Origin of the sequence: Synechococcus sp. MU1643, assembly GCF_020514095.1 — a bacterium.
Classification (GTDB): Bacteria; Cyanobacteriota; Cyanobacteriia; order PCC-6307; family Cyanobiaceae; genus Parasynechococcus.
The window spans coordinates 173,794-200,522 of sequence record NZ_VTKY01000001.1; the positions used below are offsets into that span (position 1 = coordinate 173,794).

A 26,729-nucleotide genomic window follows, 5' to 3' on the forward strand; every position below is an offset into this window, starting at 1 on the left:
ATGAGAAAGATGAATGTTGGTGATAGCGTCCGCCGGCGCTGTCGTTCTGGTCGATGGAAACCCACGTCCTCACCTTTACCATCACCAAGTCATTTGCTGAATGGGTCGCCACCTATGACGCATCCCTGCCGCTTCAGAAAATCGCTGGCATCACCTCCCTTTACCGGGGAGTCAGCAAGGACGACCCCAGCAAGGTCTGCGCGGTGATGCAAGCCGCTCCCGGGGTGATGGAGCAATTCATCTCCGACAACACTGACACGATCGCCGCTTCAGGACATGTGATTGAAAGCACCGTGAGTCAGGTTTTCGTCGACAGCTGATGGCCTGGCGTCCTGCTCGGGCCTGGACCAGCCAAAGCCCGGTTTCCGGTTACCGCCACTTCGAGCTGATCACGCAAGGGGGAAGTGGTCCGCAGCGATGGGTCGAGTTGGAGGCTGTGCTGGCTCCGTCGCATCGCGAACGGGTTCTCTGGAGTGAGCTCAAGGATCCAACCCGCTGGAGCAGCGGCTGGCAGTCCATCCCTAAGAGCGATGAGGATTCTTCAACTCAGTGACCCACACCTGGTAGCCGCTGATCAGGGGCCGGTGCGGAGACGGCCGGCCCTTGCTCACTTTGAGCGAGCTCTTCAGGTTGGTGGCGCCATGAACCCCGATTTGGTGCTGGTGACGGGGGACCTTTGCCAGGACGAAAGCTGGGGTGGTTATGTCCGGCTGCGGCGGGCTTTAAGCCAACACGTGCGCTGCCCGGTTGCTCTGCTGCCCGGCAATCACGATCACCCGCTGCTTCTGGATGCTGTGCTGGGCAGGACGTGGGCAATAGCTCCCGCTGATTTGCTGGTGCAGGGCGTGAGAGTGCTGCTGCTGAGCAGCCATCGGGTGGGTTCAGCTGCCGGCGAGCTCGGCCCGCTTCAGCTTCGTTGGCTGGCGCAGCGCCTGCAGTGTTCTGAGCGCCGTGATCTGCCCCTGGTGGTCGCTCTTCATCATCCACCGATCGCCATCGGTGATGCCGGCATGGATGCGATCCGGCTCCTCGATCAGGCTTGTCTTGAGGAGCTGTTGCGTCCCCATCGGGCCCTGCAGGTGGTGCTCTTTGGACACATCCATCAGCATTGGCAGGGCTCCTGGGCAACGCGGCCTGACGTATTGCTGCTTGGATGCCCCTCCACGCTCAGCAGTTTCAAAGCGGTGCAGCCCTGCCCCCTGGGTCGTGCCGATGATCCTGGGGGAAGGCTGCTCGAGGTGACGCCTGAGGGAAACGTTCAACACCAAGTGCTGCGCTGGAGCAGTGTCTGAGCTCAGCCCATTCCCTTCTGCGACTCTCGGAAGGCCTTGAGTTTGTCGATGTCCTTCTCTTCGTCGATGGAATAGTCCGTCAGGATCAAGGCCTTGCCGATGGTCCCCAGGGCGTACTCGATCCGGTCGAGATCACGGCGTCCGTCGTCATTCAGCCGTGCTGCACGAATCACCTCAGGGAGCAGTTGGTCGGCCAACTGCTCCAGTGCTGATGCGATCGCTTTGGCCTGCTGGAGCGGCTCGGAGTCACCCATGAATCCTGAACAGATGCAATCGGAAGACTCTGACAGTTCTCTTCAAAAGCCTTTGGCCGTGGGCCGCTGACTGGAGAGGGAGACGTTGCCCAGAGGTTGCTGTTGGGTGGCGGGCTGCTGCATTGCTGTTGGTGCAACACCCGGCGCTGCAACAACATTGAAGGCCAGCGACCAGCGTTCCCCATCGCCGCGGAAGGGCATCACGGAATGGGGTTGCCAGGCCGGGAACACGTAGAACTCACCGGGGACGGGCAGCACATAGTGCGCCATGCCGGTGCGGAACGACTGAATGTGCCAGTCTTCCGGACCGTGGAAGCAGAGTTGGCCATCAAAACTGTTGGCGTTGATCTGCGGTGGCACCTTCAGAAAGATCACTCCTGAAAAGCTGCCGCCATGGGTGTGGGTGGGGTTGTAGTCACCTGCGGTCTGGCAATTGAGCCAGAGATTAATCATCTGCAAGCGGTAGCGACCTGGAACCCAGGGGCCGCGACCCTGGGGAGGTTGACGGTCCATCACATGGCGGATCCAGCGATCACAGGCCGGCAGCAGGTGGTCGTTGCTGAGCTCCTGCACGCCGGGTTGATCAGGCCTTAGTTCGCGCTGCTGACGCAGCTGACCTGCCAGCTTCGCCGATGCATCGGGGCTGGCATCAGGGTGGGCGAGAACGCTTTCGCTCAGCGCAGTCAGCTGCTGGAGTAGGGGATCCGGCAGGGTGCCCCGAAGGATTGAGCGGGGAAACAGATCGAGAACGTCCACCACTGATTGGTCTGCTGCAGGCCATCGTGGCAGCCCCAAAGTGGGACCACCGTTCATGTTGATCGTGATGCTGCGACACGCCCTCCTGCTGCCTGTGCTGCTTGGAAGCTGTGTTGCTGCGGCAGCCTCTGATCTTCCTGGGCAACGGGGGCCAACGACAGTGCTGCTGCAGGGCGATGAGCTGCAGCTCAGCACCCGCCGAACGGCCGAGCTGTTCCCAGACGGCAACCGCATCTGGAAGGTTGAATTGCATCGCGGTGCGCGCTTGCTGGCCAGCTGGCCAGCAGCCAGTGGTTTGGCCGGGCGCCAGAGCGCTGATCGCCGCTGGAGCCCCGGCAACGCAGCCCCTTTGCCCGTCGACAGGTACAGCCTGGGGCGTCCGGAGCCGTGGGGGAATGACCTCTGGTTCGACCTGACCCCTCGCTTCGATACCACCCGCAGTGCCTTTGGAATTCACCGGTGTTATCCCGGCACAGGCTGCATCTGCATTCCCAAGCACGCAGACATCGACGCCTTGGCCAGTTGGGTCAAGGCCTCTGGGATTCGCACCCTGAAGGTGTTGAACTGATGTCTAGGCATTCAGCTGCAGCCGTCCCAGGTTCGGTCTCGAACGGAATTTGTGAATGTCGAAAAATCGTCGCCGTCTTCCCTGCAATCTCGTTTTTTCGGCTCATGATGCGTCTTTCAAGCCACTATTGGGCTTGAAAGCCGGGCCGAGCGATGCCCGACGGGAACTCCGATTTGGCTTCTGCTTTAGCTGGGGCAAAATCCGCTCGTTCTTAAGAAAATTGGTTGTGTATTGCTGAATTCTTATTCATCCGTCAACGTGCTTTTGTGGTCGAATCGCTCCGGTGATGCATCACCGTCGACCACACAACATTCCTCGTCCATCAAATACCTGGTTGGCCCGGAGCATCGTCCTTCCTCCTGAGGCTTACGACAACGGAGTCGATCCATCGTCTTGATCGGATTCATGGACGTCAGCATCTGGATGATCGTTGGATTCCTGCTGGCGGCCTATTCCGTGGTGGCGAACGACTCGCTCCAGACCCTCGGCACCTATCTCTCCTCCAACCGGAAACGCACGCCGAAGCCCGTGCAGATGCTGTTCATCTGCACTGTGACCTGTGGAGTTCTGCTGTTGGGCTGGTTCTTCAACAATGGTGATCCCACGTGGGGGCGGCTCAGTGTGCCTGGTAAGGAGTTTCCCTGGCCCGAGCCGTTCACCTGGGTCTATGTGCTTCCACCCCTCGCTGTTGTGGCCTTGACCCAGTGGGGAGCACCGGTGAGCACCTCGTTTCTGGTGTTGTCATCGTTCATGCCCGCCAACATCGGCACGCTGCTCAGCAGCTCTCTTACGGGGTACGGCCTTGCCTTCGGCGTCGGCCTGGCGGCTTACGGCCTGGGATTGTGGTCGCTGGAGCGATGGGTGTTCTGCAGTTCCCAGGACGGCAAAGACCCCAGCAAGGTTTGGTATGGCCTGCAGTGGTTCTCCACCGGGTTTCTCTGGTGCATGTGGCTGGTGCAGGACCTGGCCAACATTTTTGTGTTCTTGCCGCGCCAGTTGCACCTCGTCCCGATGCTCATCTGCACGCTGGTGCTCTGCGTAGGAACTTGTGTTCTTGTGGCCACCGGGGGTGGGCCGATTCAGGCCGTGCTCCGCACCAAGACCAACAGTTCCGATCTGCGCTCGGCAACGCTTATCGATTTTTTGTTCGGTCTTTGCCTGCTCTACAAGGCATTCCTCTCCAGCTTCCCCCTCAGCACCACTTGGGTGTTTTTGGGCTTAATAGGCGGCCGTGAATTGGCCTTGCGGATCAAGCAACAAGCCTCAGACGTTCTTTTCACCAACCGGGAGGCGGGCAGTGCTATCAAGGTCATCGGTTCGGATCTCTGGAAAGCCGCCGTTGGCGTTTTGGTGAGTGTGGTGATCGCCCTCAGCATTCAGCCCCTCGCTCAGTTCACCGCAGGCTGACCCCTGTGGTCAGCGCCGTGATCCATTGCTAGGGCAGAGAGGGATGAGCCCCTCCATGGCATGTTGTGTTGTCTTGTCGCTGTTGCTGCCCTGGTTGATGGGCGGGTCTGCCTTCGCCAGACCTGAGCCGCAGCTCAGTGCCAGGCAAACCATCCTCGAGGCGAACAGCCACCTGATTGCCGATGGCTGGCGTCCTGCCCCGGAAAAAACGCCTACGCCCGAGGAGCGGCAATGGGCATCTGTTGCGCTCGAAAGCCTCTCTGCCTGCTCTGGCACAGGCTTTGGCTTCTGCCGCTTTGATTACCGCCGAGATCTGCAGCGGCTGTCGGTGGTGACGGTGCCCAGCGAACCGGGCCGGCCCTCCGTAGGTCGTGTGGAGCGATGGTGGTGATCAGGGGTTCAGCGGCTGCTCTCGCCAGAGCGTGTCCGCGCGCCAAAGCGTGCGTTGATGGGGATGGGGGCCGAGGTTGAGCCGCTCGACAGTGTCCACGTGAAGCCTCAGCACCACGAAATGCTTTGGCAGCGGCGCAGTCTCAGCGAGTTGTTCGGGGAATGCCCCCGTGGGGTCTAGCGGATCTGCCGGGGTGGGCCACCCCCAGACAGCCCGTCCCGTATCCGAGAGCTTTTGCCAGCGCTGCTGGCAAAGCTCAGGTTGCTCGGAGGCAGTGATCAGCTTCACCTTCCCCTGTAGCCGGTACTGCTGGCGGGCTTTTGGGAACAACCAGCACAGTTCAGAAGCTCCATCGTTGGCGAGTTCCTTCACCTTCTCGCTGCGCTGATCGCTGAACAGTTCGAGCTGTTTGGCTCCGGCCCAGCCGCGGAACACCAGGGTCCGCACCCGGGGTGCGCCATCCAGTCCCGTTGTGGCCAGTTGCACCCAGCGGGCGGCTACGGAGGGTCCCTCCCGCTGCATGGCCGCGCGCAGCAGAGGTCTCCATGGGGGTATTGCCTCAGAGATTCCCTCAGTCATAGAAGGTCAAACAAGCGAGCCTGCTCGGCAGCAGCTCGAACCACGATGGCGTGGCGCTGCACCAGGGGCGTGAGGGTGTCATAGCCGCCACCTATCACCGTTGCGGTTGGAATCCTCCGGCGCAGACAGGCATCGAGCACGAGCCGATCTCGCATGTTCAATCCCGCATCGCTGAGGGAGAGTCGGCCGAGCCGATCATCGCGATGGGGATCGACGCCTGCGTTGAAGAACACCAAATCCGGCGCGATGGTGTCCAAGGCATCGGGCAACCGGTCGGCAATGGCGGCGAGATAGTCGTCATCGCTGGTGCCATCGGCGAGGGGGACGTCGAGATCTCCTTGCACTTTGCGCAAGGGGAAATTGCTGGCGGCGTGCACAGAAAGAGTGGTCACCCTTGGGTCGTGTTGAAAGCAGGCTGCTGAACCATCCCCTTGGTGCACATCGAGATCCACGATCAGAATTCGCCGCACCTCTCCTTTACCCAGCAACACCCGTGCGGCGACAGCACAGTCATTGAAGATGCAGAAGCCGCTCCCGAAGCCGGGGTGGGCATGGTGGGTGCCACCCGCCAGATGACAGGCCAAGCCCCGCTCGAGAGCTAGCCGTGCCGTCAATAGGGTGCCGCCCACGGCGAGCCAGGTGCGCTGCACCAAAGGGCGCGTGGCTGGAAGCCCGATGCGACGTTGCTCGGGACGGGTCAGGCGATCACGGCTGAAGGCTTCGTGATACGAGCGGGGATGAACGCTTTCCAGATCCTTGCGCGCGATGCTCAAGGGCCGATGCACCTGGTCGGCCTGCACCACTCCCTGCTCCAGCAGTAGTTGATGCAGCAGCCGGAACTTCGCCATCGGAAAGCGATGGGTGCTCGGCAGCGGCGCGGAGTAGTGCGGGTGGTAAACGACTGGAAGCGGCAAGGGGCTGTCTCACCCGGGATGGCTCCGCTCCATTCAAGGGTCAGGCAGGCTGCTGGTGCAGCAACATACCTAATGACCCAGATCCCAGTTTAGACCAAAGTTTTTAAGAATCACTCAGATCGTATGTGCCAAAGCGGTGCCAAATGGCGTCAGAAGATTCGATCCCTTTGGCACGACTTTCTCCCGACACGTTGCGCCGTGCAAACAACACCAGGTACCGTCAAATTACCGAGAGATAAACGCACAAGGTTCTGCCTTGCCGTTCTCCTGCCAGGGTCTCCCTGGTCCCTACCTGACATCACCTCATGTGGTGTCGGCGCGTCGGAGGTGACGCGGACCCCTTTTCAGGTGTTGCACGACAGGCGGTTCTGTTCCCCCCCCCCTTCACTGGAAGCTCAGAACTTGCCGCGTCCGTCTCGCCATCATCACGAATCCAGAACCACCATCCGGTGGAATGGAGTCACCATCCGTATCCCGAAGAAGATTCAGGATTTGGCCCTGGAGCGGGACTGCATTCCAACAGGAGTGCTGCTCTATTCAAAGGAAGCAGTCGCGTTGCTCGACGAAGTAGCTGCCAAGGCGAAGGGATCTAACTGACCCCTATCGATGGATCCCGCCCAGCAATGGGTGCATGAGCGAGAAGCTGCGGAGCTTCTGGCGTTAAAGCACGGCACCCTCAGAACCATGCGTCGTGATCGCAGGCTCCTGCCAGGAGATCACTACATCTTTGCCACTGGCACCGCTGGTGGCCCCGTCGTCTACAACATCACGGCCATCCGTGAATCAATGGCGCAGCGCACCAAAGATCTGGTGACGGCTGAAGCCAAGCGTCGTGCTGCTTCTAAGAAGGTAAAGCAGGATTCCATTGAGACTTTTAGCGATGCCCAGCATGTGAGGGCAGGGTCATGAGGGATCAGCGAGACGAAAGAACGTCTTTTCAAACCTTGATTGAGATGGGGAACTTGCCTCCTGATGCGCTCCTCTCGCCTTCAAAAATGAATGAGGGTTTCTATTCCAAGACTCTTCAAACAGCGCGCCAAACTTCCGGGGGGACATTTGTCTGACGGGGGGATGTTTTGTCGGTAGATGGATAGCGACTCATTTGCTACCACCTTGGCGTGATGCCGGACTATCGCACACAGGATGAGGAAGATCCTCTACTCAATATCCGCCAATTCTCAGAACCATCTCAAGAGCACTCAAGCCAAAGATGAAGGTGCCGCCAAGCAGCGCAAGTTCCTTCTTGGATGAAGCCATGGGAAGGAGGGCAGAGCCCATGATGAGGGATGCGAAGAATATTAAGGGATTCTGTAATTCCAAATAAGTGTCTATCGGCACAGAAGCCAGTCTCCCACTAGATGTAACAGAAACTTCATGTACTTGAGTTCAAGTACCTACAGATATCGATACACACTTCATGTAACTTTATTTATCTGGTGAGAGTAAATCCAGGAGTGTTGTCGCTCGATACACCTCAAGTAGGTTCTGAACTCATGGGTGTTCCTTTTGGCATCGAAAGGCTGGATAGGAACAGAGCAATGCGGGTGTCTTGAGGCATGGGCCAGACGTGACTGCCTTGAGTATTCCCCGCTGTTGCGCTGGTGATGCAGTGGTAACGCAAGACAGGCGTTTTGGCCTGTTATGTGCCATGTCTCGTTACCGCCCAAAGCCAGACGAACACTCGGAGAAACCAGGTACATAGCAGCGAACTTCTCGTTTCGCGTGTTCGGTCCCTTGGCGGTTTTCACCGTCACCGCCATGTCTGTTGGCTGGCGATGGTTATTGCGTCTTCAATTCAGCCTCAAATGTCTACCGAAGTTCGTAACTGGACCATCGTCGCCAAGGCAATGGAAGCAGCTGGTGCCACATCAAGTCAGATGTATGTCCGCGCCAAAGCATTGGCACAAGGCAAGCTCGACCCCATGCCCACCAGCGCCCCTGAAGCTCCATACAGCATTTCTGCAGCCTGAGTCATCACCGACTGATCAGCAGCCTTGCCATATCAGCAGGGCTGCAACTCCTTTATGTATCTCTAATGACCAATCATCACTTGTCAGTTGAGCAAAGGTTTCATTTGGAAGCAGCCTTCAGAGAGGTCGATGGCTGCGAGGACATTGAAAAGCTCCGTGCTCTTACGAAGCAGATCATTACTGCACAGGAGAATGAAAAGGCATTTGCTCGCGAAGCGATGCAGCAGATCCGCAAGGAGATGGAGGCATCTGCTCAGCAGCGGTTCGGATTCAACTGGGGCCAGAAGTAAAAGCTTGGATTCACTTGATCAAGTCAGTGACTTTCGCCAGCTTCCTTGGTGGTCCATGTAAAAAAAACCGCCTTGCGACGGGGTGATGCTGGTAATGATTGTCTGGAAAAAGGTTTTACTTAACTTATTTAGAACAGTATTCAGGCACTTCACGGAAGGGGGGATGTCTGCCCTTATAGCATTCAAAAAATATACTTAGGACGCCAAACATCATTACGCCAATCAATGTCAACTGACCGGTAAAGGCAAGCCTTTTCAACCATACACGTGGCTTCTGCATGAATCGAGCTTAGATCCAGAATTGGAAGCTGCAAACCTTGAGGTGTAAAAGAAAAATCTCGCCCCGAAAGCACACCATTGAAAGGTCATCAGGAAATTGCGTCACCATTCCGAGGGATTTATTTAGCTGTTTTTATTCCCTATCTGGTTGGAGGGAGCTCAGAGATTAGGAATGCGAAAACATAAGCCAAATAGCAAATATCAACAAAGGCAAATCAAGCAGTATCCAGTTGCCAATCCTTGTCTCCTCATATGTTTTGCAAAAAGGTATCTTAATTCTCCATCCACCAGCCTTTTCAATCCAATAATTATGCTCTCTTTGCTTGTATCGAATCTCTCTGAAGAAAGTTAAGTATTTTGTTTCTCGTATTCTTACCCCCAGCCTACGGTCCAGCACTGCGTCTCTCCACTCATAGCTTTCATCTTCGATAAATTTTCCTTTTTTGAAGCGACACCATGACCAGTGATGGATGGTGGCGAAGAAGTAGAAATTCATGTTGCTGGTTGCAGCTGAAGTCTATTCATTGCATAAATTTATCTATTATTTCCAAGAAAGCCATAGTCCTTGTGCATCTCCGTTCCAGCTGAGTGATATTTCCGATGGCTCTAATCCCTCTTTTGGGTAAATCGTCCTCGCCAGACTGGAGTAGTCGCCCAGATCCCAGTGGTCAGCGCACTGCAGGCTCAAAAGGAGTCACACGTTGAATTGCTCTAATCCGCCATCCGATGGGAGGGAGTTCGCGCTCAGTGGTTCGCTCGCACCAATGACTGGCAACAGGTCGAGGACTGCCTCGCCCGTGAACGTCACCTCGAAATAACCCTCGATCAAGCGCGGCGCGATGCAGCGTTCGCAGCCGAACACTGCCCCGGTTGAACCCGTGGCGACTCATCGCCCCAAACCCCGTCGCCGGAACCCAGCACGGGCCGAGATCGAGAACGACCTCCTCGAACAGCCCCGCTGGTCATGCCTCCGCCAGCAGCAACGCCTTCAGGCGCAACATCACACCCCAGAGCAGAACGCTGCTGATCGCCGCAGATGCCGGGCCCTAGTCGAGGGCGGCTTCGGCGCCGACGCAGCCTTCATGGCCCGGTGGCAACGGATTGGCGGCTGATCAACCCCCGCCGAAGGCAGGGGCTGCAAAAGCACTTTTCAAGGCGTGAGCCTGATTCAGGCGCCCATCATTTCGAACAACTCCTTGTGGCATGCACAGGCTTCCTCATCGGTGAAAGCAGGCTGCATGTCGAATTCAACGCCGAACATCGCGCGCCAAGGAGCGAAGTGCTTGAACAGAACCATGCTGCTTTCCGCTTTGCAGATCACTACGCCACTGCCGGTTTGAGGACAGTGCGTGCGGCTGATCAACTCGAAGCCGTCAATGTGATCACCTTCAGCGCCGCTAGCCATGTACTCAATCAACTTGGCGTAGGCAGCCTTTTGCCCTTCGATCTCGGGGAACTGCCAAGTGACGTTGTAGAGCTGCATCTGATCTCAAAAGTGAAGTCGTCTTCTAGCACTGAAATCTTGAACACCATGCAGCGCAGACGACCTCAGCCAGCCTCAGGCGCCCAGCCCATCTCGTTCATGCTCTTTAAGGGCTGTCACGCAAGCCAACGGGTGATCACGGTGCCTTCATAGACATGACCAGAAGCTTCAACAATCGGTTTGGTTTCTGGGTTCGTGAAGATGTTGTAGAGGACGTCTTCGGGTCCTTGAAACATCACTGTCGCTCTTTTGGGGTCGTCCTTGAAGACACCAATAAAGAAGGTCTTTACTCCCATCTCGGCAAACATAGCTTGCTGCTCAGGAGCATTCATATGTGCGCGATATTCCTCAAACGTGTTGCTGAGCTTGAAGTCCAGAACAGTTGTCTCAGTCATGGCTAGGACACGTGGAATCGCGACAGATCACTTTTAGCCAGCCTCTGGTGCCCAGCCCACTTCCTTTTGCCACGTCGGTGCCCAGAGCTTGCATCGCTTCTTCAGGTGTCGATACTGCTGATAGAAGCTCACTGAAGCTCAGCTGATGGGAGGGTATGGGAACCATGGTGGGTTTGGAGGGCAGGGGCTCTCTCTTTCCTGCGACCCAGCAGTTGAAGGATGCAGACGCGACGTTTTATTCATAGGGACGGGGGTAATCACATTCATAGTTGTGGCCGGGCTTGCCTGCTGGCTTGTCCTGTCGGGTAGGTGGACTGTGATGCTGATCAAACTTGAGCAGAAGATTCGTTCGTTACGTCGCTAACAAGCTTCAGGAGCCCAGCCCACTTCCTTTTCCAGGTGGGTCGTTTTCTATCTGCCGTGAGTCTTCCCCGCTCGCCAGACTTCGCCCCATGGCGAATAAGGACCGCAGCAACCACGAACCGCCCCAGAAGCCTGGTGGTGAGGGCTGGCTCTACAGCGAGCAATAGCAGAAGCTCTGTCACTTCAAGCCCGCGATGGCCACCGTGCATGCGCAGTGGGTTAAAGGCGCTCTTGCCTCCATCGCCGAGCTGACTGACAAAGAACGAGCGGTGCTGACTCAAGTAGGCAGAGGACTCGGCAACAGCGATATAGCCGAGGAGCTTTTCATCTCAGAGGAGACATGCAAAAGCCACCTTCGGGCAATCCGTCAAAAGGTTGGCGAGACAGACAGAGTGAAACTTGCTCTCATTGCCATCAGAGCAGGCATTTAATTCACCTGAACACATTGATCGGCCCTCTACGAGAGGCTCCAGCAACGCCTTCTCATTAGCCAATTAAGGCTGAGGCCAAGGATGTCAGCGGTAGGGATTCGGACCTTGGAACACCCAACGTGATTGACGTTTAATCCTTTGCCCTTTGCTTCTCCAACAAGAGCTTGGCCTTGTCGTAGCGCTTTTGAAAACCAGCTTTCAGTCCCGAGTGCTGGGCCATCAGCTGCGCACGGGCTCCATCCTTTCTCTTGGTTTCATAAACCCGATCACACAGCTGCCAATAAAGCTGAATGATTCCGATCTCGCGGGCGTAATCCTTCTGCTTGCGCAGGATGATCGACACCCGCTTGAAGTAGGTAGGTGCAGGGAACCACCGGTTGATCTGAGCCGACTCCATCTCCGCCTTGCAACAGGCCAGCATGAGATCAAGATCGTGTTTGTTCTCCGGGGCCTCTTGGAGAACCTCCCAAGTCTGCTTTCCATCGACAAGCGTCTGAGGAAACATCATTCCGAGGATCTCACCGGAGGCCTTGCCAGCGCACTCGGGTCCGAAATACCAATCGTGATCAGACTTGACGGTCTCTACCAGAGGCGGTTCAGACGGCTTGGGGGGCTTTGCTGAAAGCTCTGAAGCCTCAGGTATCGGTGTCTCAGAACCCTCTGCTTTGGGGTCTGAGGAACGAGGCTCACGGAAGACAGGCGTCCTTATGTGCCTCGTGCTTTTGGCCTTCTGAACTTCTCGATTGAAGACCACCTTGGCGACAACAAAAGCAATCGCCAGGACGGCCAAAAGGAAGCCAAGCAATTCCATGCCTGAACAGACCATGGGTGTTAACAGTCTGGCCGAGGTGACAGTTCATGCCCTTGGAAAGATGTGACTCACTAGGTCGGCGTTGACCTAGTTGATGACGACTGTATCGACGTCAGCGACCTGGAACAGGGTCGACACCTTTGGGTTCCTGGCACTATGACCCGACTTTTAGTGCCCACCGAAATTTCTTACTGGTACTTGGATGCTTCGATAGGGCAATGCGAAACAGCCATTTGTCGCATGATTGCTGCTACAGCGCTTTGATTGTTGAATGCGCGATAGACAGCGAGCTGTTTGCTCAATTCGTGGCATTCCTTTTGTTGGGAGTCCATGAGTAAACCGTTGACATGGAAATCATGGCCTCAGCAAGCATGGCGTGATTGTGCCAAGTGCCACAAAATTACATTGCATGAATCGAAGATCTGAACGACCAGCCTAAGTATTAATACTCCTAAAAGTTTTATGTGATCAATGATGCAGAGGTAGTGCAATCAGCCTATTAAGGTTTTATTGATATAGGAGATGGCTATGGGATTGACTATTCCAGCGCTCTCAATCGGGGTCGTTATGTATCTATTTTTTCACTTTTTGCTGCGAGGCGTGTTCGGCTAATTAATGAAGCCTGGCTAATCAGTCAGACGTTGACCGCTGCCACGAGGTCTGCCGTCGCGTTTGGCTTGAACCGGGCGTAGCTCTTCAGGTGCACTTCGATGGTGTGCCCCATTGCCTCGCTGATGTTGGCGATGGGGATATTGGCAGCGTGCATCCCCTTGGCGTAGCGATGCCGGAATGAATAGGGGGTGAGCTGCTCACCCTGTCGCTTGGCGTCTTCACGCATCGACAACCAAACCGTCCGCCGGCGCAGATAACGACTTAATGCCTCGCTGCCGTTGCCTTCACTGTTCAACGGCGGCAATTTCTCGCCCACCTGCAATCGGCTTTGCAGGTTCCAGTTGATCGCAGACCCATCTGCATCGCGCACCAACAAGGGGTGCAGCCTGCGCGGTTGCGTCTTGGCTCCCTTCGTTCCCCCCATCGACTTCTGATAAATCGTCCAGAGTTCTGCCCTGTTTGCTCCGTCCTTAATCCGGAGATACCGCAACTCCTCAGGGCGCAGGCCGTAGACGGAACAGAGCTGAATGGCGAACCGCCAGCGGTTGTGCTTTTCACCCTGAGGCAGGTTGTCGAGGATCTGGAGGATCTGCGCATCACTGAGGGGGTAACCGATGCGCTTTGGCTTCAGGGTCTCTGGGAGCGTCGCAGGGGGGAAGTAAATGGGCTTTAGGTGTCCATGTTGCACCGCCCAGTTCAGGAAGCTGTAGAGCTTCTGCCGGCACATCTGGCGCATCCTTGTGCCCTGTTCCCATTGGGCCAGGCATTGCATCGCTAACGCTTCACCGTCCACTGGGGGTCGGCCTTCGAATGCCTTGGCGCAGTTGCGCAGCACAGGCAGATAAAAGCCCTCCCAGGTCTTGTCGCCAGCGTTGGGGACGAACTCCCGGTAAGTCTCGATTAACTGGCTGAAATCCAGCTTCTGGTGACTGCTGGAGGTGTCGGCGTTTTGTGCGGCCGCGGCAAGGGTGATCTGTCCACCGTTCCAGCGCTTGAAGATCTGTTGGATGCGGGGCAACGCAAGCGCAGAACCACGCGCAGTCCACTCAAACGGGAGTGAAACAGTCCCCGCATCACGGACTACTAAGCGAATCCGGCCGCGGTTGTTGCGGACGTACCAGCTCTCTCCGCAGGTCTCTGCGATCTGACGGCGGAAGGGCTTGATCCAGCTTTCTGTCTCAGAAACGCGGGGCAAGTGAATGAGGCCGGTTGCCACCTGAAGCGTGCCAAAGCTGTGCCAAAGGCGTCAAGCATCTGCTGACACCTGCCGACACTTGACGACGTAGTAACACTGCGAAAACTGAGTGATCGTCTGGAGAGCCCCAGTGTTGGCCTTGTTATGCAGGCTGCTGGTGCAGCAACCAGTCGTTGAAGCCGCTGGTGTTCAGTTCGCTGATGCAGCTCTGCAGTTTGCGCAGATGGCTCTGCTTGATCTGGGTGAGCCGCTGCCCTTCCTGGGTTGTTGGCCCGACGCGGATTCGCTGCTGATTGAGCAGGTCCATTTCACGATCCAGATGCTCCATCAGGTTGAGCAGGGCGTAGCCCTGCTTGATTTCCTGCGCGCTGAGAGGCCTTGCGAAATAACCCATCCGCCAGCCCTTAAGGATTGCTTAATTATCTCACGATGAGGCTTGCTGGTCTCGTTTGAGCCTTGATGAAAAGGCCTCCGGAAGCCCTTGGGCCGCGTGTGAGAGGTGTCTTGTTCCCCAAATGAAGTGTGGTGGCAGCGACCTTGTGAAGCATGACCAGGTTGTGGCGAGGGCATGTCCAGGCGTAACTCGCGTGTTCAAGGAATCGCTGAGGCAGAACATCTTGGCGTCAGTTCGGAACAAGCTCGTCGATTGAGACGCAACGGGCCCAGCCGGCTGCTGGTAGCTCGGTGTTCTCTCAATCGACAATCTTGTAGAGCAGCTTGAACTGGCAGAAGCCAGCGGTGTCTTTCAGTGCTGGAACGTGAACACGGACCTCCGGCAGCGGTAGAAGAAAATCCCGGTTGGCTTGGGGCTTGGAATAAAACGCCGTGCCTGGCTTCACGGTGAAAACAGCTGCTTGTCCCGCTGGGACCAGCGTGCCCAAGAGCAATCCAGCCGTCAGGAATCGGCGCATTTGGCTCGTGGGTTGGTCTGGAGAAATTAAGAAGCGACCTTTCTGTCGTCAATGCAGGCTGCTTGCTCAGCACGAACTGGGTAGGGTCCGATGGACTGGTTGATAGGCATGGGCGATTACACAGCAGCGATCTGGGTCACCATCGGTCTGACGGTCATCCTCACAGTTCCTGTCGTCTGGCAATTTATGCAACCCAACGATGATGATTTCGGTGACCTCACCCGTAGAAAGTGAGCCAACACGACGCCGTCACCATCCGTTGCTGGCAATTGACGGGTCAAACAGCAATCGAGGACATGGTTCTCGGTGTCGATGAACGTGCTGTCCGTGATGGGATCAATGTGCTGTCGTCCGACGATTTTGATGCCTGTTTGGCCATCGTGGTCTGTCGCATGGGGCCCAATTTCTATGCCCATCTGTAGCAGGTGGCGGGGCATTACAAGGGAGATGCCAGTGGGATCTGGGACCGCAGTCGCGGCTCCGGTGCTCCCGAGGGAACGGCCTATGAGATCAAACCGGTCACTCGCATTCAGCGTGTTCCTGAGGCGTTGATCGGCCCCGACTCCCCCGAGGGAATTGCTGTGTCCCATCGGGTTGCCGTCATGCACTATCTGCTCAACATGGGCTAGGCCATGCACCCCGTTGAAAATGTTTCGAACTATCCCCGTCCTCCCCTGATTGAGCTGGTGTCCGGTTCTGTCGAGATCTGGATTGCAGGACAGGCAATCGCCCAGGATCAGCGCTACGTGAGGGTGTGTGAAACCTTTCACCCGCCCACGATTTATCTGCACCCTTCAGCATTTCACCCCGGCACGTTCCACCCCTCAACGGGACGGCCTTCGTTCTGTGAATGGAAAGGAGTGGCGTCTTATTGGGATGTGAGTGCTGTTGATGGCACCGATCGCCGTATTCGCGCGGGATGGAGTTACTCCAATCCAACGCAAGCCTTTTCTCTCTTGGCCGGGTGGATCAGCGTTTATCCCCGCCGCGTTGATACCTGCATGTTGGAAGAAGAGATGGTTTTGGCGCAGCCAGGCGAGTTTTATGGCGGCTGGATCAGCCCATGGATCCAAGGTCCCTTCAAGGGGGATACAAACCATCCCGAGTTGATTTGAGATTGTTGGAGTGAGTTGAAACAATCCAAATCACGAATCAGAGGTTTATGTCTTCGTCTTCTGCAGGGTTGAGTGGCCCGTCAGTTCTTGAGACGGTGGAAGGGAGCTGCTGAGGACTCCAGCTTGGCGTGGGCCTTGTCGGCCTTTCTCAGAATCTTTTGCGCTTCTTCGCGGGTCTGGCACTCCTCAGCTGCGAGCTGAAGGGACTCGAGACGTGAATGGGCGGTGCTTGTCTTCATCACTTCATAACCAATTGATAATCTTTAGCGTAAAACGCTTGGGACATCAAGCGATTCGGCCGAAAAAGATGTTCGTAAGAGCTTGTCAAGGTCAAGGGATGGGTGAGTGCAGGCTTGCAACTGCACTCCCAAAGCATCCCCGCAGTAGTTGAACGGTTCAGTTGCAGCCGAATACTCCAAAGGTGATTTGACTGACGATCCCGTGCCCCGTCAGGGCTTCCGTCAGCACGCCCACCACAAAGCCGATCATTGCGGCGCGGCCATTGAGGAGCTCTGCTCGCTCGAAACGTTCGTTACGGATTTGCGCTGCTGCGGCGCTTTGGAACCAGTCGTCGTTGGGGGTCGATGAAGCCATCTTTCGCTAAAATCTTTCGAAATGTTAAGCCTTGCGTAACGGTTTGTAAATAGGTTCGGCTCCCTAAGAAGCATCACCAACTGCTGTCAAGCAGCTCGGTTCGGGGCCAAACCGGAGGTAGATGCATTCGCCCCAGTCATGTCAACGTCACGAAATCGAGCCCACGGGCGCTTCTCCTCCCGTCGAATCGACGAGGAGCTTCAGGGAGCCCAAGACGCCTTGATTGCCTTTGATGGTTATGGACCCAACGGGCCGATGCTGCATGCCTCGGTCTTGCGGCGGCCTGCTGGTCGACGTTCAGTCACCTGGCTCGACAAGCTGTTTGCGCCGTTTCATCAACTTCTGGCTGGGTTCAGCCATCGGGGTTGAGTCAAGGGGTGTTGAGAACTCCGCGTTCTCGAGTCCTTCGCTGTTGGGTTCCGATGGCCAAGTGGTGAAGTTCCTCTGGAGTCAATGGACGCACTGCAGACATCAGTGCGTCATCAGTCCAATAGTCGGGACTGTCGAGCACTCCCCAGCGCAATGAGCAGATGGGCCAGAAATCATGGCTTCTCTTTTAAGAATGGCTTCAGCATGAAGCATCGCAATCCCAAGGTTTTTTGACCTACTGCTCCAGATTTAGTGTCTCCTTAGCAGCAGGCTTCCCTGCGATAAGTGCAGTGCTTCCGTTGCCTGATCTGGCTCCTATGCGCATGTTCACCAGAGTCATAAGTGAGTATTAACTTCCCCTGTATATGGTGTCTGGTGGGTATTATTTTTTATTGCATCAAAGAGTGGTGCAGATCACCGGGTGATGGGGATTGCCTTGGCTATGGAGACCGCCCCAAGGATGGGGTGGTTTTTTTTGTCTGCACCGAATGATTTATACCCTTGGTGTCTTGTGGATCAAGCCCGCTGCGGCTGGATTAGGTCAGCTGTGCATCTGCACCTGTAACCCTTGCCCTGGCGAGGACCAAGACGAAGGCAGAGCGAATCGCTTGCAACAACACCGCTGTGATCAGGGCTGATCAGGAAGCGCCATGAACATTTGTTCAGTGGCTTGGGTGCGGTCGTAAGTCACCCAGAAGGACATAGGTCCTCAATAAATTCAGACCAGCGGCCAGGTATAGAAGAAACTCTGCCCACTCCTGATCGATATTAGTCGCCACTCCTGTTTCCGATTCTGTCGCCACAAAATAAGATAGAAATGCGGCGCAGAAGAATAGAGGCCAGAAGTATCTTGGGATGAAGAAGTTGCTGCTGGAAATCCGATTTTTAATAAGAGAGGTTGTGCGTTTCCATCGGATTGAAGGCCGCCACAGGACGAGCACCAGAAGTACGATCGAGACCAAGAAAAGATTGAGGTCGAGGTGGTTCTGGAAGAACTCAAAGTTATGGAGTGTTATCTGGTTTTGGGCGTTCACCGCAGCGATGTTTTCAGGTGTTTTCCAGCCGAACAGGATTTGCCCCCAGGCAACCTCCTCGAGGCCAACAAACAGCATGATCAAAGAAATGATCGTGTAAACTACTGAAGGCAGGCGCATGGAAAAGCGCTTGCGGAGATCTTTGGAGATGAGCTACGATATCCAGGCGGATGTAAAAAGAATTAGGGCTTGTAAATACTCCAGAATTCTTCCTTCGCCAAGCAGATGCTTGTAGCGATAAATGTCCTGAACAGAAAGTTTCAGTAAAAATATCGCAGCCCATGATGAATGATGCAAGAGCAGTCATCAGGAAGGATCGTCGAGCTCGTGCTGAAGGGCTGTATTTTGCCAGCAGTGTCGTTATGAATGCTGATTTTCGAAAAATTCGTCCTGCTGCAACTAAGATCAAGCCAGCGGCACCCAGTTGCAACTCAGGCCAAGGAGAAGCATCCAGCCAAAAAGCGCTGATGAATTTATAAAGAGAGACCCCGAGAACAACGACTCCAAACCACACAAAGACCTGGCCACAGATGCGCTGCACCGTCTCCTGCCTCATCAAGCACTCTGATCGGCTCTTTTGTGAGGCGGGTGACCCTCAAAGCCATGCGATAAGGGGCGATTCACGAAGCAACCGTCTCGTTAAGGGGAGGTGATGACCCGCTCTCTTTGATTTGTGCAGGAGGGATGAGGATTCTTATCCGGTTTAGCAGGCGGCACCTCAGGACAACGATCTGGCCAGACCAGGCAGATCCATCCTGGGGGGTGGGAACTTAACCAGCCATCCTCACTTGCCGAATCGATTCAAAATCGATTCCCATCACCTTGGTCAGATAAAGGTATCCGCCCCAAGCAACAACGTTGAGGCCTAGGGCCCAGAGATAGAGCGTTCGTCTGGCTTGGGTTGAGTCTTCGCCCATCGGCTATTTCCGGTTCATCAGACACCAGGCACCATAGAAGGCCAAGCCGAGCAGGATCCACGGAAAGATTGTGCGCAGCAATGTTAATCCAATCAGAACAACCACAAGTGTGATTGCAGATTGTTTCACCATGGTTTTGCTGCTGTCAGTCATGACCTGCCAGCGGGGAATCAAAGCCATAACAACAACGATGCTGAACATCGTTCTAGGGGACTTGGCTGAGATTGCCAACCTCTAACCCAAGGTGGTTTGTTCACCATTTGATGTGTTGGTTTTACGCCTGCTAAGCCGCTACTTTTGCCTTTGCCTTTGATTGATTGTTTCGTGACTTCAGCAATCGTATTCCAGGTGAGACTTCTGCTCACGCTTGCCAAAATTGGCCTCTTTCATCTGTGATTCGTCATAAGCCCAGTCGCTGTAGATTCTTGATTCTGGGAAGCTCCTTTTAAGACGAAGAGCAGTGATACGTTGGCCAAGTAGATCGAACGACCATTTTGCTGCTGAAAGAACCTTGCCCATGACGCCTCTTTTCAACTCTTCCCATGTGATAGCCCATGGATGTCAATTGAACATTGGTGCATATGCTCATTGAGGCTCGCTTTGATTCAAGACTCCTCGACTGCATCATTGGCGTTTTGTTTCATGGCCTCGTCGCGTCGTCGTTGTGCTTCACAGTTCCGGCAATCCTGTTGATCCAATCCAAAGAAATTCAGAGGTTTGATCTCACCGCAGCAGCTGCATTGACGTCCTTGTGCAGGGGGAGCTTCAAAAGCCATGGTGGTTACTCCTTGGTGTTGCTCGGCGTTTGCTTGATCCGATCTGATAATGCCTGAGAGGACCCTCGTCGCCCCTGCTTGATGCACTGGGGGCAGTAGTTTCTCAGGCTTGAGTGCATGTGACCGCAGTTCGCACAACAAATCAGTGCCATGGCTGTCGTTGCTGATGCACCAAGCTGATTGTTGAGATCGCATCAGGCATCGGTCTTTGTCCCTAGTGATCGCCTCGCACTAGCGATGATCAGGATTGATCAAAGATCTTTTGCAGGGTGGTTCTCTCGCTCTGGAGTGAATTGGCCCTCATGGGCTTGCCAAGCGGTCTTGGCTTCCGAGGTCGATTCAAAAAAACCTTGCTGAGCCACCAGATCTGGAGCGCGACAAATGCGAGGGCGAGTAGTGCCAGTTCAGTTGCCCCCTGCATTAGTAGTGCTTGCCGCGGTTGTCGATCGCATCCGTTTTAAAGCACTCCAACTCTTCAGGGGTGTGCAACGGGGGTTTCTCCCGTTTGCCAGCCCATTTCAAAAGCAGTTGCAGCAGTCGTTTCATCCTTCAATTTTGCGCCATCACAGCCTTGTGCCATCCGGTCATGGCAATCCTGATTTCATTCAGTTCAGAATTATTTGACACCATTGACTTCAGGCTCATTCTAAGAAAAACAGTTTGTTGCTGATGACCTTTAAAGAGCTTTTAGCCAGTTTCAATCAACAAGAAACCACCTGGGAAGAGCTTTGTCTTGAAATCAGGTGTGAGAGCTGTTTTGCCTCGGTTTTTGATGAAGTTAACGAGCAAATGGGCTCGACTAGCGATGTGCTTGCCCGGCTGGCCGATGAATTTCCCAATCACTACAAGAGACATGCCAAGGAGAGAGGTCTCGATCAGCCTTGACGAAGAGGTGTGAGAGAGGCAGTAGGTCGTGACACCACCCACCAAATCAAGCAACCACGCCCGAAGAGGTCTCCCTCTCACCTCCCAACCATAGATCTGGCTCGAGTTTCGGTCAGCTCTGTCTTCAGTGAGCGGCTGCCAAGTTCGCTTTCGCTGCCTTCAGGGCTTCTTCGCAAGCCGCTCGGTCTTCGTTGTCGATGTCACCCTGACTGCCGTTCAACCGTGCCTCCAGGAATGCGATCTCATCAATCCAGTAGGTCTTGTCTTTGTCTTGTTGATCAGTCACTCGCCGGGAAAGGATCCAATCCATCGCACCCTTCATAGAGGAAAGCTGCCCTTGCGGCTGGCCCGCCTGTCTGGTTTGGTCATGATTTTGGGCTGGAGTGCTGAGAGGACGCAGAATGAGTTGATTGAACAAGGAGCACTTCGCCATCGACGATTTCTCTCCAATCACTCCGATGACCGCCCTGATTATCGATGCCGATGGGCGTTTGACCTACATGGGGGAGGACGGGTGCCGTCGTCAGATTGTTGGTGATCTTGAGCTCCTGGGCCGTCTGCGTCAGCTGAAAGCGAAGGACTGGGCTGATCGTGATGGCGATGGCGCTTTGCAGTCGTAGGTCGTCTCGACAGATCTCCCAAGATCAGCGCAAGGCTTCATCGTCCTTCGGTTCTGAAGTGAGTCTTTTGACCGATGAGCTGTTTTGCTCTCTTCACTTAATAAGAAGCCAGCCATTTGGAAGTCATGGACACAATGTTTTTCGTTGGCGTGAACGCGGGCCTGCTGATTTTGCTGATTTTTGGTCTCGTTTCAGCCAAAGCCAAGATCAAGGCTGGCCGTGAAGAGATCATCTGAGTCATGCATTGCTCTAGGTGACTCGTTGTTGATCACCTTGCACTGATCCAGCTGCGCAGGACCCACTGCTGGCCAGAACAACAAAAAATCGCCCCTTATGGGACGGCCTATGGAGCTGTGGTGAGTTTGGTATCTCTCAAGTTCTTTATTTCTGCTAACTCAATCAATAGGTAGCAGGATGTGGCCTGACTGAGTAACTCGAGACAGACGGTTCCTTTCGTTACAAATCCTTGGTTGCCTTAACGATCGCGACTTGCTGAAGTAACGCTCTCTTAAGCCGTTGCTTTGACAACGAAAGTCATGACAAGGACTGCAATCGCGACGGTGCCGGTGAAGTAGGCAACGTTCGTGTGAAGTCCTTTCATGCAGCTTCTGTTGATCGAATCAGTCTGCAGGTTTTTCTCTGGCCAATGGCTAAGGCTTAATGCCTAAATCTCCGCCAAAGAGAAGGGCCACCTTTCCTGATGGGGAGACGACCTGCCCAGAGAAGGTCGCATCAGTAGTAATTGAGGAGATTCCCTTCTTCACCGCCAGTAGGGCGGGGCGATGCTCCACTGTGGGGAGGAACTTTGGTCCGAGGACCCAGCGAGAGAACTCAACAACGAGATCTCGGAACTTCAAGCCCGAGTCGCCTTCCCCCACCACTGGAGCAGCGGAGAGCATGAGCAGCACATCGAAAAGCTCCGTCAGCTCACTTACGAAAAAAGCCGTCTGACCGATCGATCAGGCTCCTCTTCCATGGAGTGAACTCATCACTGAAGAACTCTCCTACAAGTCTGTTGGTGCCTGGCTTGCCAATGAGTCGAAGCAGCTTTACTACCAATTCACGGCTCATCAGGATGGCTCTAATGGCGAGTCGATCATCATGCGCAGCTTCCATTGGCGACCACCTGACGACCCGATCCCTCAGGGGAGTCAACTTCTGACACGGCAAGAGGCGCTGGAGAAATGGAATGCACTCAAGTCAATGGGTTGGAGGAGATGCGCCGGTCCACTTCAGTAGGGCAGTTAACGAGTTGGCCCAGTCCGTATCAGCACTTGGCAATTGGAGCAAAACCAGCGTTAGTCCAGAGTGCTGTCATGAAACAGCCGAACACTCAGCGACTCCGGGCTCTGCGGCTGTCTGCACTTGCGAGGGACAACAAGGTTGTCAATGCCATTCGCACATCAATCACTCGGGCCCCTGATGCTCTGGTTAAGGAGTTGATGGATGTTCATGGATGGCCTGCGCATGAAGCCCTCTGCGCCGTTCAGCAGCTTCAGCAAGATGTCCTCGATGACACGGCTGAACAGGCAACGGCATGAAAGAAATCGTTGGCGACGGTCAAGATTTGGTTGGGTGAGTGGAGTCCCGGGTTGGCGCTTGTCCTCGTTTGAAGTGAGGGCTCACTGGCATTCGAACCACGCCAGTTTCGTATGAATACGTTGCGACCGTTGTCCTTGCGAGGGACATGGGATTTGACGGCGTAGAAAAGACAGACTGCTACATCATTGCCGCGAATAGTCGGGCCGAAGCTGCATTGCATGAGACATCTCCAGCGAGGTGAAGGCCCCTGCAAGAACAGCAAGACGTTGTAAAGAATGCCGATTTGCTCTCAACGAGGAAGGCCGCCCCTCCCGGTGGAAAGACGGCCTAGCTCGCTCGTTTATGCATTTCTGTCGACCTAATCAGTGAAGCTGTATCCGTGAAGCGTGATGCTCTATCGAACGACAGTGAACTGAAAGAAGAAGGTCGAAGCGTCTGGCTTGTGGCAACCCTGGGGCCATTTGGTCCAGGTGTGAAGCGGGACTCCTACGGGGCACCAAGACGGACGGTGCAGAGGAGTGTCGACTGCTCAGACGCACATCAGTGTCGTCACAGACGAAGCGATCACGGTTGGGTTGAAAAGTTGGAGCAGGGGCCAGAAAAGTCAGGCTGCTTCTGCGATTTGCTCAGGTGGAGTGTCGGCCGTCATGGGCTCCTCCGATCTCGATGAACACACTCTCGGCAGCGGTGGAGCATCAGGCAATCAGCTGTCCTGCTCATTGCCTTCTGGGGCAAATCGGCCGATTGTGGAACCGGCGTGCAAAGCCCGCGCTAGATCAGGGCTGACGAAGCGGGGAAGTCTCCAGACTCCAAATCCATGTCGAATAAGGTCCGCGCCACCAACCCCAGTGGGGAGGGACCCAGCTTGAAGTGCGCACACAAAACCACATGCTCTGTAATCGCAGTAAAGAGTTCTATCTGATACGTCTTGACCAGATCTGGGCCAAGCCATGGGCGACCTGAGTAAGGCGCAGGAACAAGCCATCGCTCGGTCAAAGATGTATCTGGTCGCAGCGCTACTCACCATCCTGATGATGCTGATCGCAGGACTGTTCCTCTCTGCGGAACTCGAACAGCAAGCTCTGCAGAAAGCCGAGTCAGCAAAGCAGCTCGCACGTCAAACGGCGATCGCTCCTCAAGCCCAACGGCCGTGGACTCCGTGGACAAGGCGCGCTGATCAGGAAACCTAGGGGTGCAGCGGTAACACCAATTCTCACCGCTTAATCGAGCTCCAGCCCTCTTGGCGGACCTCCGTTGGGTCGAATAACCAGTGAGGATGGAACTTCAGTCGTCTGTGACTGCCGTTGTCTTCCGTCTCATCCCTGCCGCCCCTTCGTTTGGCTGTGGTCGGCCATGTCGAGTGGATGGAATTTCTGGCGGTGGATCAGCTGCCCCATCCCGGGACCATTGGTCACGCCCTGCGAACCTTGCAGGAACCTGCTGGTGGCGGGTCCGTCGTTGCTGTGCAGATGGCACGGCTGCAGCAGCAACCTGTCCATTTCTTTACGGCTGTAGGCCGCGATTCGGTCGGCGAAGCCTGCGTCAAGCGGCTTGAAGACCTGGGCCTTGTGGTTCATGTCGCCTGGAGAGAGGCACCAACCCGGCGTGGCATCAGCTTGGTTGATGGGGAGGGGGACCGAGCAATCACCGTGATCGGCGAACGGCTGACCCCATCACTGGACGATGACTTGCCTTGGGAGGCCCTCGGCGAATTTGACGGTCTCTTCGTCACGGCAGCTGATGTGCCTTTATTGAAAGCCTGTCGTGCAGCCGCAGTCCTGGCGGCGACTCCGCGGGTGCGTTTGCCTGTGCTTCACAAGGCCGGTGTGTCCATCGATGCCCTGATTGGCAGCGGACTTGATTCGGGTGAGCTGGTGGATCCGGATCAGCTGAACCCAGCTCCCCACACAATGATTCGCACGGAGGGTGCCGCAGGAGGGCTCAGTCTTCCGGGCGGGCGTTATGAACCAGCACCCCTCCCAGGGCCCATGGTTGAGAGCTATGGCTGCGGTGACAGCTTTGCGGCGGGGGTGGTCACCGGCTTAGCTGCGCGTTGGACCTTGGCGAACGCCATTGCCTTAGGTGCCCAGTGTGGTGCCGCTTGTGCTACACGCTTTGGACCTTATGGCTAGAGCATTAGAAACCTGACGGGTTTGAGCGTCAAATTCCAGGAGGCTCTGGTGCACGGCAGAAGTGCCAGCCCGCGGAGATGTTTAGAGCCATTTGTGTCAATAGCATTGATCGGGAAGAAGAAAATGGCTTGGACTGCTGAAGCTGGCCAGGGGGCAGATGTTCCTGGCGAACAAGGTGCCTCTCTCTTGAAACCGGTGGGCTAACCAAGCAATGTGTATGAATTCCAAAATTGAGAAGGGCCTGATCGGAGCCGCTGTACTTGGAGGCCTTTTTTTGCTGGCGCCGATGGCCAAGCAATCCAAGGAGTTTGTGAACTGCGTCAAGAACTCCGAGAAAGCGATCGTCAAGCTGACTGGAGTTGAGTTCCTCTACAAAGATGGCAAGCCCGGCTTCCTAGAGCGACCTGTTGCTGTCCACTATTGCAATGGTGGCGACATCACCAACTTTCTGACCTTGTCACACATGACCCATGGCGTTCCGGAAGAGTGAGGAACGCATGATTCTTTTGCTCTACCCAATTGGGTAGTCCAGAAGTGATATGGCCTCCGACCACCAAGCGGGTGCTTTTTGAATGCAACAAACCCACCCAAAACGCCTAGCCATTTTGTGCCTACAGGCTTCTGCTCCTTGCGGAAAATGCTGGGGATGCTCTGCTGATGTGAAGCACTTGGTCAAAGCTTTCTTGGGAAAGCACTGAGCCCTCGTGAAGCCTAGTACTGATAAATAGGGATGCAGCTCTACTTCCCCGCGACACAGTCCCAGCCCCATCGCGTTTGGGGAGTTCGCCTCAGCGTACCCAGCCTTTAGGAATGGTTAAGGAGTGAGGGTAGGTGGTTGTTTGCCCTTTACCCCTTGCGTGACTTTCGAGTCAAAACGAAAGCTCGATTTAAAAGTCACATTCAATTGATAGCAACTGAATATGCATATGGCAGTACTCCCCTTTCCCAGTAGAGTAAACCGTGTTGCATTGGTAAATTGAATTCCGGAACAATACGGCGGCTCATTCTCACGCTTGCGACTGGATATCTGACGGTGTTTGGTGTAAGGCAAATTCCTTATGGATTTGATAATGAATGGCTCTTCCTTGTGCCAGCATTGATTCTTGTCTATGCGTTGACTGTTTGGATGGAAGGAAAAGTATTCAAAGATGAATCGCTAGTATCTGCTGTTGTTAGGCCTGCAAAAAAAAGAGCTGAACCTTCAGCCAAAGGGTTCAAGTCATAGAGCTAACCCCCCCCCCGTTTTTTTCAGTAAGGGGCATCCGTAAAAGAATCAAGGCAGCAGTAGGGAGGGAAATCGCTTGAGCTTGCTATGGTGAGCATTCGCGAAATCAATGGATGCTCGATAAGTTTCCAGTCATCAGAAGAGTGTCTATTTATATGGTGCTTAGTTATTCAGGCTTAGTGCTTGTGAATAATAGCGGCTGCCGGATGGAGAATATGTGGGTTGTCTATGCGCCAATGTTTATTGGTGTTTATCTCTTTTCGAGATGGATTGATAGCAAGCTGGCCAAGAAAGACAAAGAAGGTGGCTCTTCATAAATAAGTCTTGCCTCTATGGCTTTGGTTCACTCAACCGGCCAGTGCTTCCACTCGATACCTTCAGGGATCTCAGGTGCGACGGTCAGAGCCTTCGGCTCCTCCCATGACACAGTCCACTGGGGCGGGTGACAGGGCGCTTGACTCCTTCAAGTGTTGGCTGTCTGGTGGGGTGCCAGACCTTGGAGAGCAGGTGGTGGTGGAGCTGCTGCTGGACTGGCTTGACCTGTTTCTGACGGTGGAAGAGCGTGAGGACGCTGTGCCTATGTCAAGGCAATAAAAAACCCCAGTCAGCGACTGAGGTC

The 26,729-nt window shown here is 55.0% G+C and carries 46 protein-coding genes and 1 pseudogene; 28 read left to right on the forward strand and 19 right to left on the reverse strand.

Annotated features, from left to right (window positions below):
* Positions 1-53: 53 nt before the first annotated feature.
* The 3 genes from FZX09_RS01030 to FZX09_RS01040 are packed head-to-tail and all read left to right on the forward strand — an operon-like array spanning position 54 to position 1,292.
* On the forward strand, positions 54-320 hold the full coding sequence (locus tag FZX09_RS01030; protein ID WP_226399239.1) for a DUF3764 family protein: 267 nt from the start codon (positions 54-56) through the stop codon (positions 318-320).
* Complete coding sequence (locus tag FZX09_RS01035) at positions 320-553, forward strand: TIGR02450 family Trp-rich protein (RefSeq protein WP_226399240.1); 234 nt, start codon at positions 320-322, stop codon at positions 551-553. Before FZX09_RS01030 ends, FZX09_RS01035 begins: the two co-directional genes overlap by 1 nt.
* The gene (locus tag FZX09_RS01040) at positions 531-1,292 is read left to right on the forward strand and encodes a metallophosphoesterase (RefSeq protein ID WP_226399241.1); all 762 of its coding nucleotides are present in this window, start codon (positions 531-533) and stop codon (positions 1,290-1,292) included. The genes FZX09_RS01035 and FZX09_RS01040 overlap by 23 nt, the downstream gene beginning before the upstream one ends.
* 2 nt (positions 1,293-1,294) lie before the next feature.
* Here the strand turns inward: FZX09_RS01040 and FZX09_RS01045 are convergent, their stop codons facing one another.
* Together FZX09_RS01045 and FZX09_RS01050 are read right to left on the reverse strand one after the other, a co-directional pair.
* On the reverse strand, positions 1,295-1,546 hold the full coding sequence (locus tag FZX09_RS01045; RefSeq protein WP_226399242.1) for a hypothetical protein: 252 nt from the start codon (positions 1,544-1,546) through the stop codon (positions 1,295-1,297).
* A gap of 42 nt (positions 1,547-1,588) precedes the next feature.
* Positions 1,589-2,302, reverse strand: coding sequence for a putative 2OG-Fe(II) oxygenase (locus FZX09_RS01050; protein WP_226400308.1), 714 nt, complete (start codon positions 2,300-2,302; stop codon positions 1,589-1,591).
* Positions 2,303-2,342: 40 nt separating this feature from the next.
* On the opposite strand from FZX09_RS01050, the gene FZX09_RS01055 reads away from it, so the two are divergent.
* The 3 genes from FZX09_RS01055 (at position 2,343) to FZX09_RS01065 (ending at position 4,668) form a co-directional block, all read left to right on the forward strand.
* Positions 2,343-2,870 (forward strand): L,D-transpeptidase, encoded by a 528-nt coding sequence (locus tag FZX09_RS01055; RefSeq protein ID WP_226399243.1) that lies wholly within the window; start codon positions 2,343-2,345, stop codon positions 2,868-2,870.
* A gap of 405 nt (positions 2,871-3,275) precedes the next feature.
* Positions 3,276-4,277, forward strand: a complete 1,002-nt coding sequence (locus FZX09_RS01060) for a hypothetical protein (protein WP_226399244.1) — start codon at positions 3,276-3,278, stop codon at positions 4,275-4,277.
* A 55-nt stretch (positions 4,278-4,332) separates the two neighbouring features.
* Entirely contained in the window at positions 4,333-4,668 is a 336-nt protein-coding gene (locus tag FZX09_RS01065) for a hypothetical protein (RefSeq protein ID WP_226399245.1), read from the forward strand.
* Here the strand turns inward: FZX09_RS01065 and FZX09_RS01070 are convergent, their stop codons facing one another.
* Both FZX09_RS01070 and FZX09_RS01075 read right to left on the reverse strand, forming a co-directional pair.
* Positions 4,669-5,247: a pyridoxamine 5'-phosphate oxidase family protein gene (locus FZX09_RS01070; RefSeq protein WP_226399246.1), complete on the reverse strand. Its 579-nt coding sequence runs from the start codon at positions 5,245-5,247 to the stop codon at positions 4,669-4,671.
* Positions 5,244-6,161, reverse strand: coding sequence for a histone deacetylase (locus FZX09_RS01075; RefSeq protein WP_226399247.1), 918 nt, complete (start codon positions 6,159-6,161; stop codon positions 5,244-5,246). Before FZX09_RS01075 ends, FZX09_RS01070 begins: the two co-directional genes overlap by 4 nt.
* A gap of 402 nt (positions 6,162-6,563) precedes the next feature.
* On the opposite strand from FZX09_RS01075, the gene FZX09_RS01080 reads away from it, so the two are divergent.
* The 4 genes from FZX09_RS01080 to FZX09_RS01095 all read left to right on the forward strand — a co-directional run bounded on the left by FZX09_RS01080 (position 6,564) and on the right by FZX09_RS01095 (position 8,421).
* Positions 6,564-6,758: a hypothetical protein gene (locus tag FZX09_RS01080; RefSeq protein WP_226399248.1), complete on the forward strand. Its 195-nt coding sequence runs from the start codon at positions 6,564-6,566 to the stop codon at positions 6,756-6,758.
* 9 nt (positions 6,759-6,767) lie between these two features.
* Positions 6,768-7,070: a DNA-binding protein gene (locus FZX09_RS01085; RefSeq protein ID WP_226399249.1), complete on the forward strand. Its 303-nt coding sequence runs from the start codon at positions 6,768-6,770 to the stop codon at positions 7,068-7,070.
* An 866-nt stretch (positions 7,071-7,936) separates the two neighbouring features.
* Positions 7,937-8,131, forward strand: coding sequence for a hypothetical protein (locus FZX09_RS01090; RefSeq protein ID WP_226400378.1), 195 nt, complete (start codon positions 7,937-7,939; stop codon positions 8,129-8,131).
* A gap of 65 nt (positions 8,132-8,196) precedes the next feature.
* On the forward strand, positions 8,197-8,421 hold the full coding sequence (locus FZX09_RS01095) for a hypothetical protein (RefSeq protein WP_226399250.1): 225 nt from the start codon (positions 8,197-8,199) through the stop codon (positions 8,419-8,421).
* Positions 8,422-8,866: 445 nt separating this feature from the next.
* On the opposite strand, the gene FZX09_RS01100 is transcribed toward FZX09_RS01095, so the two are convergent.
* Complete coding sequence (locus FZX09_RS01100; protein WP_226399251.1) at positions 8,867-9,196, reverse strand: hypothetical protein; 330 nt, start codon at positions 9,194-9,196, stop codon at positions 8,867-8,869.
* A gap of 382 nt (positions 9,197-9,578) precedes the next feature.
* On the opposite strand from FZX09_RS01100, the gene FZX09_RS01105 reads away from it, so the two are divergent.
* Entirely contained in the window at positions 9,579-9,812 is a 234-nt protein-coding gene (locus FZX09_RS01105) for a hypothetical protein (RefSeq protein WP_226399252.1), read from the forward strand.
* A gap of 56 nt (positions 9,813-9,868) precedes the next feature.
* On the opposite strand, the gene FZX09_RS01110 is transcribed toward FZX09_RS01105, so the two are convergent.
* Complete coding sequence (locus tag FZX09_RS01110; RefSeq protein WP_186493488.1) at positions 9,869-10,183, reverse strand: DUF3303 domain-containing protein; 315 nt, start codon at positions 10,181-10,183, stop codon at positions 9,869-9,871.
* 116 nt (positions 10,184-10,299) lie between these two features.
* Positions 10,300-10,578, reverse strand: a complete 279-nt coding sequence (locus FZX09_RS01115; protein ID WP_226399253.1) for a DUF3764 family protein — start codon at positions 10,576-10,578, stop codon at positions 10,300-10,302.
* Between the two features lie 557 nt (positions 10,579-11,135).
* Between FZX09_RS01115 and FZX09_RS11970 the strand changes: the two genes are divergently transcribed.
* Positions 11,136-11,372, forward strand: coding sequence for a helix-turn-helix transcriptional regulator (locus FZX09_RS11970; protein WP_226399254.1), 237 nt, complete (start codon positions 11,136-11,138; stop codon positions 11,370-11,372).
* A 130-nt stretch (positions 11,373-11,502) separates the two neighbouring features.
* Here FZX09_RS11970 and FZX09_RS01125 read toward each other — a convergent pair whose 3' ends face one another.
* The 5 genes and pseudogenes from FZX09_RS01125 to FZX09_RS01145 all read right to left on the reverse strand — a co-directional run bounded on the left by FZX09_RS01125 (position 11,503) and on the right by FZX09_RS01145 (position 14,871).
* Entirely contained in the window at positions 11,503-11,769 is a 267-nt protein-coding gene (locus FZX09_RS01125) for a hypothetical protein (RefSeq protein ID WP_226399255.1), read from the reverse strand.
* A gap of 501 nt (positions 11,770-12,270) precedes the next feature.
* Positions 12,271-12,336 (reverse strand): annotated as a pseudogene (locus FZX09_RS01130) (hypothetical protein); the annotation flags it as partial.
* 481 nt (positions 12,337-12,817) lie between these two features.
* Positions 12,818-14,011, reverse strand: a complete 1,194-nt coding sequence (locus FZX09_RS01135) for a tyrosine-type recombinase/integrase (RefSeq protein WP_226399256.1) — start codon at positions 14,009-14,011, stop codon at positions 12,818-12,820.
* A 121-nt stretch (positions 14,012-14,132) separates the two neighbouring features.
* Complete coding sequence (locus tag FZX09_RS01140) at positions 14,133-14,384, reverse strand: hypothetical protein (RefSeq protein WP_226399257.1); 252 nt, start codon at positions 14,382-14,384, stop codon at positions 14,133-14,135.
* 298 nt (positions 14,385-14,682) lie between these two features.
* On the reverse strand, positions 14,683-14,871 hold the full coding sequence (locus tag FZX09_RS01145; RefSeq protein WP_226399258.1) for a hypothetical protein: 189 nt from the start codon (positions 14,869-14,871) through the stop codon (positions 14,683-14,685).
* A 138-nt stretch (positions 14,872-15,009) separates the two neighbouring features.
* Between FZX09_RS01145 and FZX09_RS11870 the strand changes: the two genes are divergently transcribed.
* The 4 genes from FZX09_RS11870 to FZX09_RS01160 are packed head-to-tail and all read left to right on the forward strand — an operon-like array spanning position 15,010 to position 16,016.
* Positions 15,010-15,135, forward strand: coding sequence for a hypothetical protein (locus FZX09_RS11870; protein ID WP_255599574.1), 126 nt, complete (start codon positions 15,010-15,012; stop codon positions 15,133-15,135).
* Positions 15,132-15,323 carry a hypothetical protein gene (locus FZX09_RS01150; RefSeq protein WP_226399259.1) on the forward strand — a complete coding sequence of 64 codons (192 nt, stop codon included), beginning with the start codon at positions 15,132-15,134 and terminating at the stop codon, positions 15,321-15,323. Before FZX09_RS11870 ends, FZX09_RS01150 begins: the two co-directional genes overlap by 4 nt.
* A gap of 3 nt (positions 15,324-15,326) precedes the next feature.
* On the forward strand, positions 15,327-15,530 hold the full coding sequence (locus FZX09_RS01155; RefSeq protein WP_226399260.1) for a hypothetical protein: 204 nt from the start codon (positions 15,327-15,329) through the stop codon (positions 15,528-15,530).
* 57 nt (positions 15,531-15,587) lie between these two features.
* Positions 15,588-16,016 (forward strand): DUF427 domain-containing protein, encoded by a 429-nt coding sequence (locus tag FZX09_RS01160; RefSeq protein WP_370624140.1) that lies wholly within the window; start codon positions 15,588-15,590, stop codon positions 16,014-16,016.
* An 80-nt stretch (positions 16,017-16,096) separates the two neighbouring features.
* Here FZX09_RS01160 and FZX09_RS01165 read toward each other — a convergent pair whose 3' ends face one another.
* Both FZX09_RS01165 and FZX09_RS01170 read right to left on the reverse strand, forming a co-directional pair.
* Positions 16,097-16,255 carry a hypothetical protein gene (locus FZX09_RS01165; RefSeq protein ID WP_226399262.1) on the reverse strand — a complete coding sequence of 53 codons (159 nt, stop codon included), beginning with the start codon at positions 16,253-16,255 and terminating at the stop codon, positions 16,097-16,099.
* Between the two features lie 157 nt (positions 16,256-16,412).
* On the reverse strand, positions 16,413-16,610 hold the full coding sequence (locus tag FZX09_RS01170; RefSeq protein ID WP_226399263.1) for a chlorophyll a/b-binding protein: 198 nt from the start codon (positions 16,608-16,610) through the stop codon (positions 16,413-16,415).
* 138 nt (positions 16,611-16,748) lie between these two features.
* Here FZX09_RS01170 and FZX09_RS01175 point away from each other — a divergent pair, with 138 nt between their 5' ends.
* Positions 16,749-16,979 carry a hypothetical protein gene (locus tag FZX09_RS01175; protein ID WP_226399264.1) on the forward strand — a complete coding sequence of 77 codons (231 nt, stop codon included), beginning with the start codon at positions 16,749-16,751 and terminating at the stop codon, positions 16,977-16,979.
* Between the two features lie 662 nt (positions 16,980-17,641).
* Here the strand turns inward: FZX09_RS01175 and FZX09_RS01180 are convergent.
* From FZX09_RS01180 to FZX09_RS11875, 4 genes are all read right to left on the reverse strand, one after another.
* Complete coding sequence (locus FZX09_RS01180) at positions 17,642-18,133, reverse strand: hypothetical protein (protein ID WP_226399265.1); 492 nt, start codon at positions 18,131-18,133, stop codon at positions 17,642-17,644.
* 800 nt (positions 18,134-18,933) lie between these two features.
* Positions 18,934-19,131: a hypothetical protein gene (locus FZX09_RS01185; RefSeq protein WP_226399266.1), complete on the reverse strand. Its 198-nt coding sequence runs from the start codon at positions 19,129-19,131 to the stop codon at positions 18,934-18,936.
* A gap of 129 nt (positions 19,132-19,260) precedes the next feature.
* The gene (locus FZX09_RS01190) at positions 19,261-19,449 is read right to left on the reverse strand and encodes a hypothetical protein (protein ID WP_226399267.1); all 189 of its coding nucleotides are present in this window, start codon (positions 19,447-19,449) and stop codon (positions 19,261-19,263) included.
* Positions 19,450-20,126: 677 nt separating this feature from the next.
* On the reverse strand, positions 20,127-20,252 hold the full coding sequence (locus FZX09_RS11875) for a hypothetical protein (protein ID WP_255599575.1): 126 nt from the start codon (positions 20,250-20,252) through the stop codon (positions 20,127-20,129).
* A gap of 123 nt (positions 20,253-20,375) precedes the next feature.
* Between FZX09_RS11875 and FZX09_RS01195 the strand changes: the two genes are divergently transcribed.
* Positions 20,376-20,591 (forward strand): hypothetical protein, encoded by a 216-nt coding sequence (locus FZX09_RS01195; RefSeq protein ID WP_226400310.1) that lies wholly within the window; start codon positions 20,376-20,378, stop codon positions 20,589-20,591.
* Positions 20,592-20,715: 124 nt separating this feature from the next.
* On the opposite strand, the gene FZX09_RS01200 is transcribed toward FZX09_RS01195, so the two are convergent.
* Positions 20,716-20,877 carry a hypothetical protein gene (locus FZX09_RS01200; RefSeq protein WP_226399268.1) on the reverse strand — a complete coding sequence of 54 codons (162 nt, stop codon included), beginning with the start codon at positions 20,875-20,877 and terminating at the stop codon, positions 20,716-20,718.
* Between the two features lie 124 nt (positions 20,878-21,001).
* Here FZX09_RS01200 and FZX09_RS01205 point away from each other — a divergent pair, with 124 nt between their 5' ends.
* From FZX09_RS01205 to FZX09_RS01250, 10 genes are all read left to right on the forward strand, one after another.
* Positions 21,002-21,211 carry a hypothetical protein gene (locus tag FZX09_RS01205; RefSeq protein ID WP_226399269.1) on the forward strand — a complete coding sequence of 70 codons (210 nt, stop codon included), beginning with the start codon at positions 21,002-21,004 and terminating at the stop codon, positions 21,209-21,211.
* A gap of 782 nt (positions 21,212-21,993) precedes the next feature.
* Positions 21,994-22,194, forward strand: coding sequence for a hypothetical protein (locus FZX09_RS01210; protein WP_226399270.1), 201 nt, complete (start codon positions 21,994-21,996; stop codon positions 22,192-22,194).
* 4 nt (positions 22,195-22,198) lie between these two features.
* Complete coding sequence (locus tag FZX09_RS01215; RefSeq protein WP_226400312.1) at positions 22,199-22,450, forward strand: DUF1651 domain-containing protein; 252 nt, start codon at positions 22,199-22,201, stop codon at positions 22,448-22,450.
* Between the two features lie 77 nt (positions 22,451-22,527).
* Positions 22,528-22,752 (forward strand): hypothetical protein, encoded by a 225-nt coding sequence (locus FZX09_RS01220; protein WP_226399271.1) that lies wholly within the window; start codon positions 22,528-22,530, stop codon positions 22,750-22,752.
* Positions 22,753-23,703: 951 nt separating this feature from the next.
* Positions 23,704-23,943, forward strand: coding sequence for a hypothetical protein (locus FZX09_RS01225; RefSeq protein WP_226399272.1), 240 nt, complete (start codon positions 23,704-23,706; stop codon positions 23,941-23,943).
* Positions 23,944-24,051: 108 nt separating this feature from the next.
* Positions 24,052-24,885, forward strand: coding sequence for a PfkB family carbohydrate kinase (locus tag FZX09_RS01230; protein WP_370624174.1), 834 nt, complete (start codon positions 24,052-24,054; stop codon positions 24,883-24,885).
* A 286-nt stretch (positions 24,886-25,171) separates the two neighbouring features.
* On the forward strand, positions 25,172-25,375 hold the full coding sequence (locus tag FZX09_RS01235; protein WP_226399274.1) for a hypothetical protein: 204 nt from the start codon (positions 25,172-25,174) through the stop codon (positions 25,373-25,375).
* 486 nt (positions 25,376-25,861) lie between these two features.
* A complete protein-coding gene (locus tag FZX09_RS01240; RefSeq protein WP_226399275.1) occupies positions 25,862-26,110 on the forward strand; it encodes a hypothetical protein in 249 nt (82 codons plus the stop codon).
* 113 nt (positions 26,111-26,223) lie between these two features.
* A complete protein-coding gene (locus FZX09_RS01245; protein ID WP_226399276.1) occupies positions 26,224-26,427 on the forward strand; it encodes a hypothetical protein in 204 nt (67 codons plus the stop codon).
* A gap of 103 nt (positions 26,428-26,530) precedes the next feature.
* Entirely contained in the window at positions 26,531-26,704 is a 174-nt protein-coding gene (locus tag FZX09_RS01250) for a hypothetical protein (protein WP_226399277.1), read from the forward strand.
* Positions 26,705-26,729: the final 25 nt, after the last annotated feature.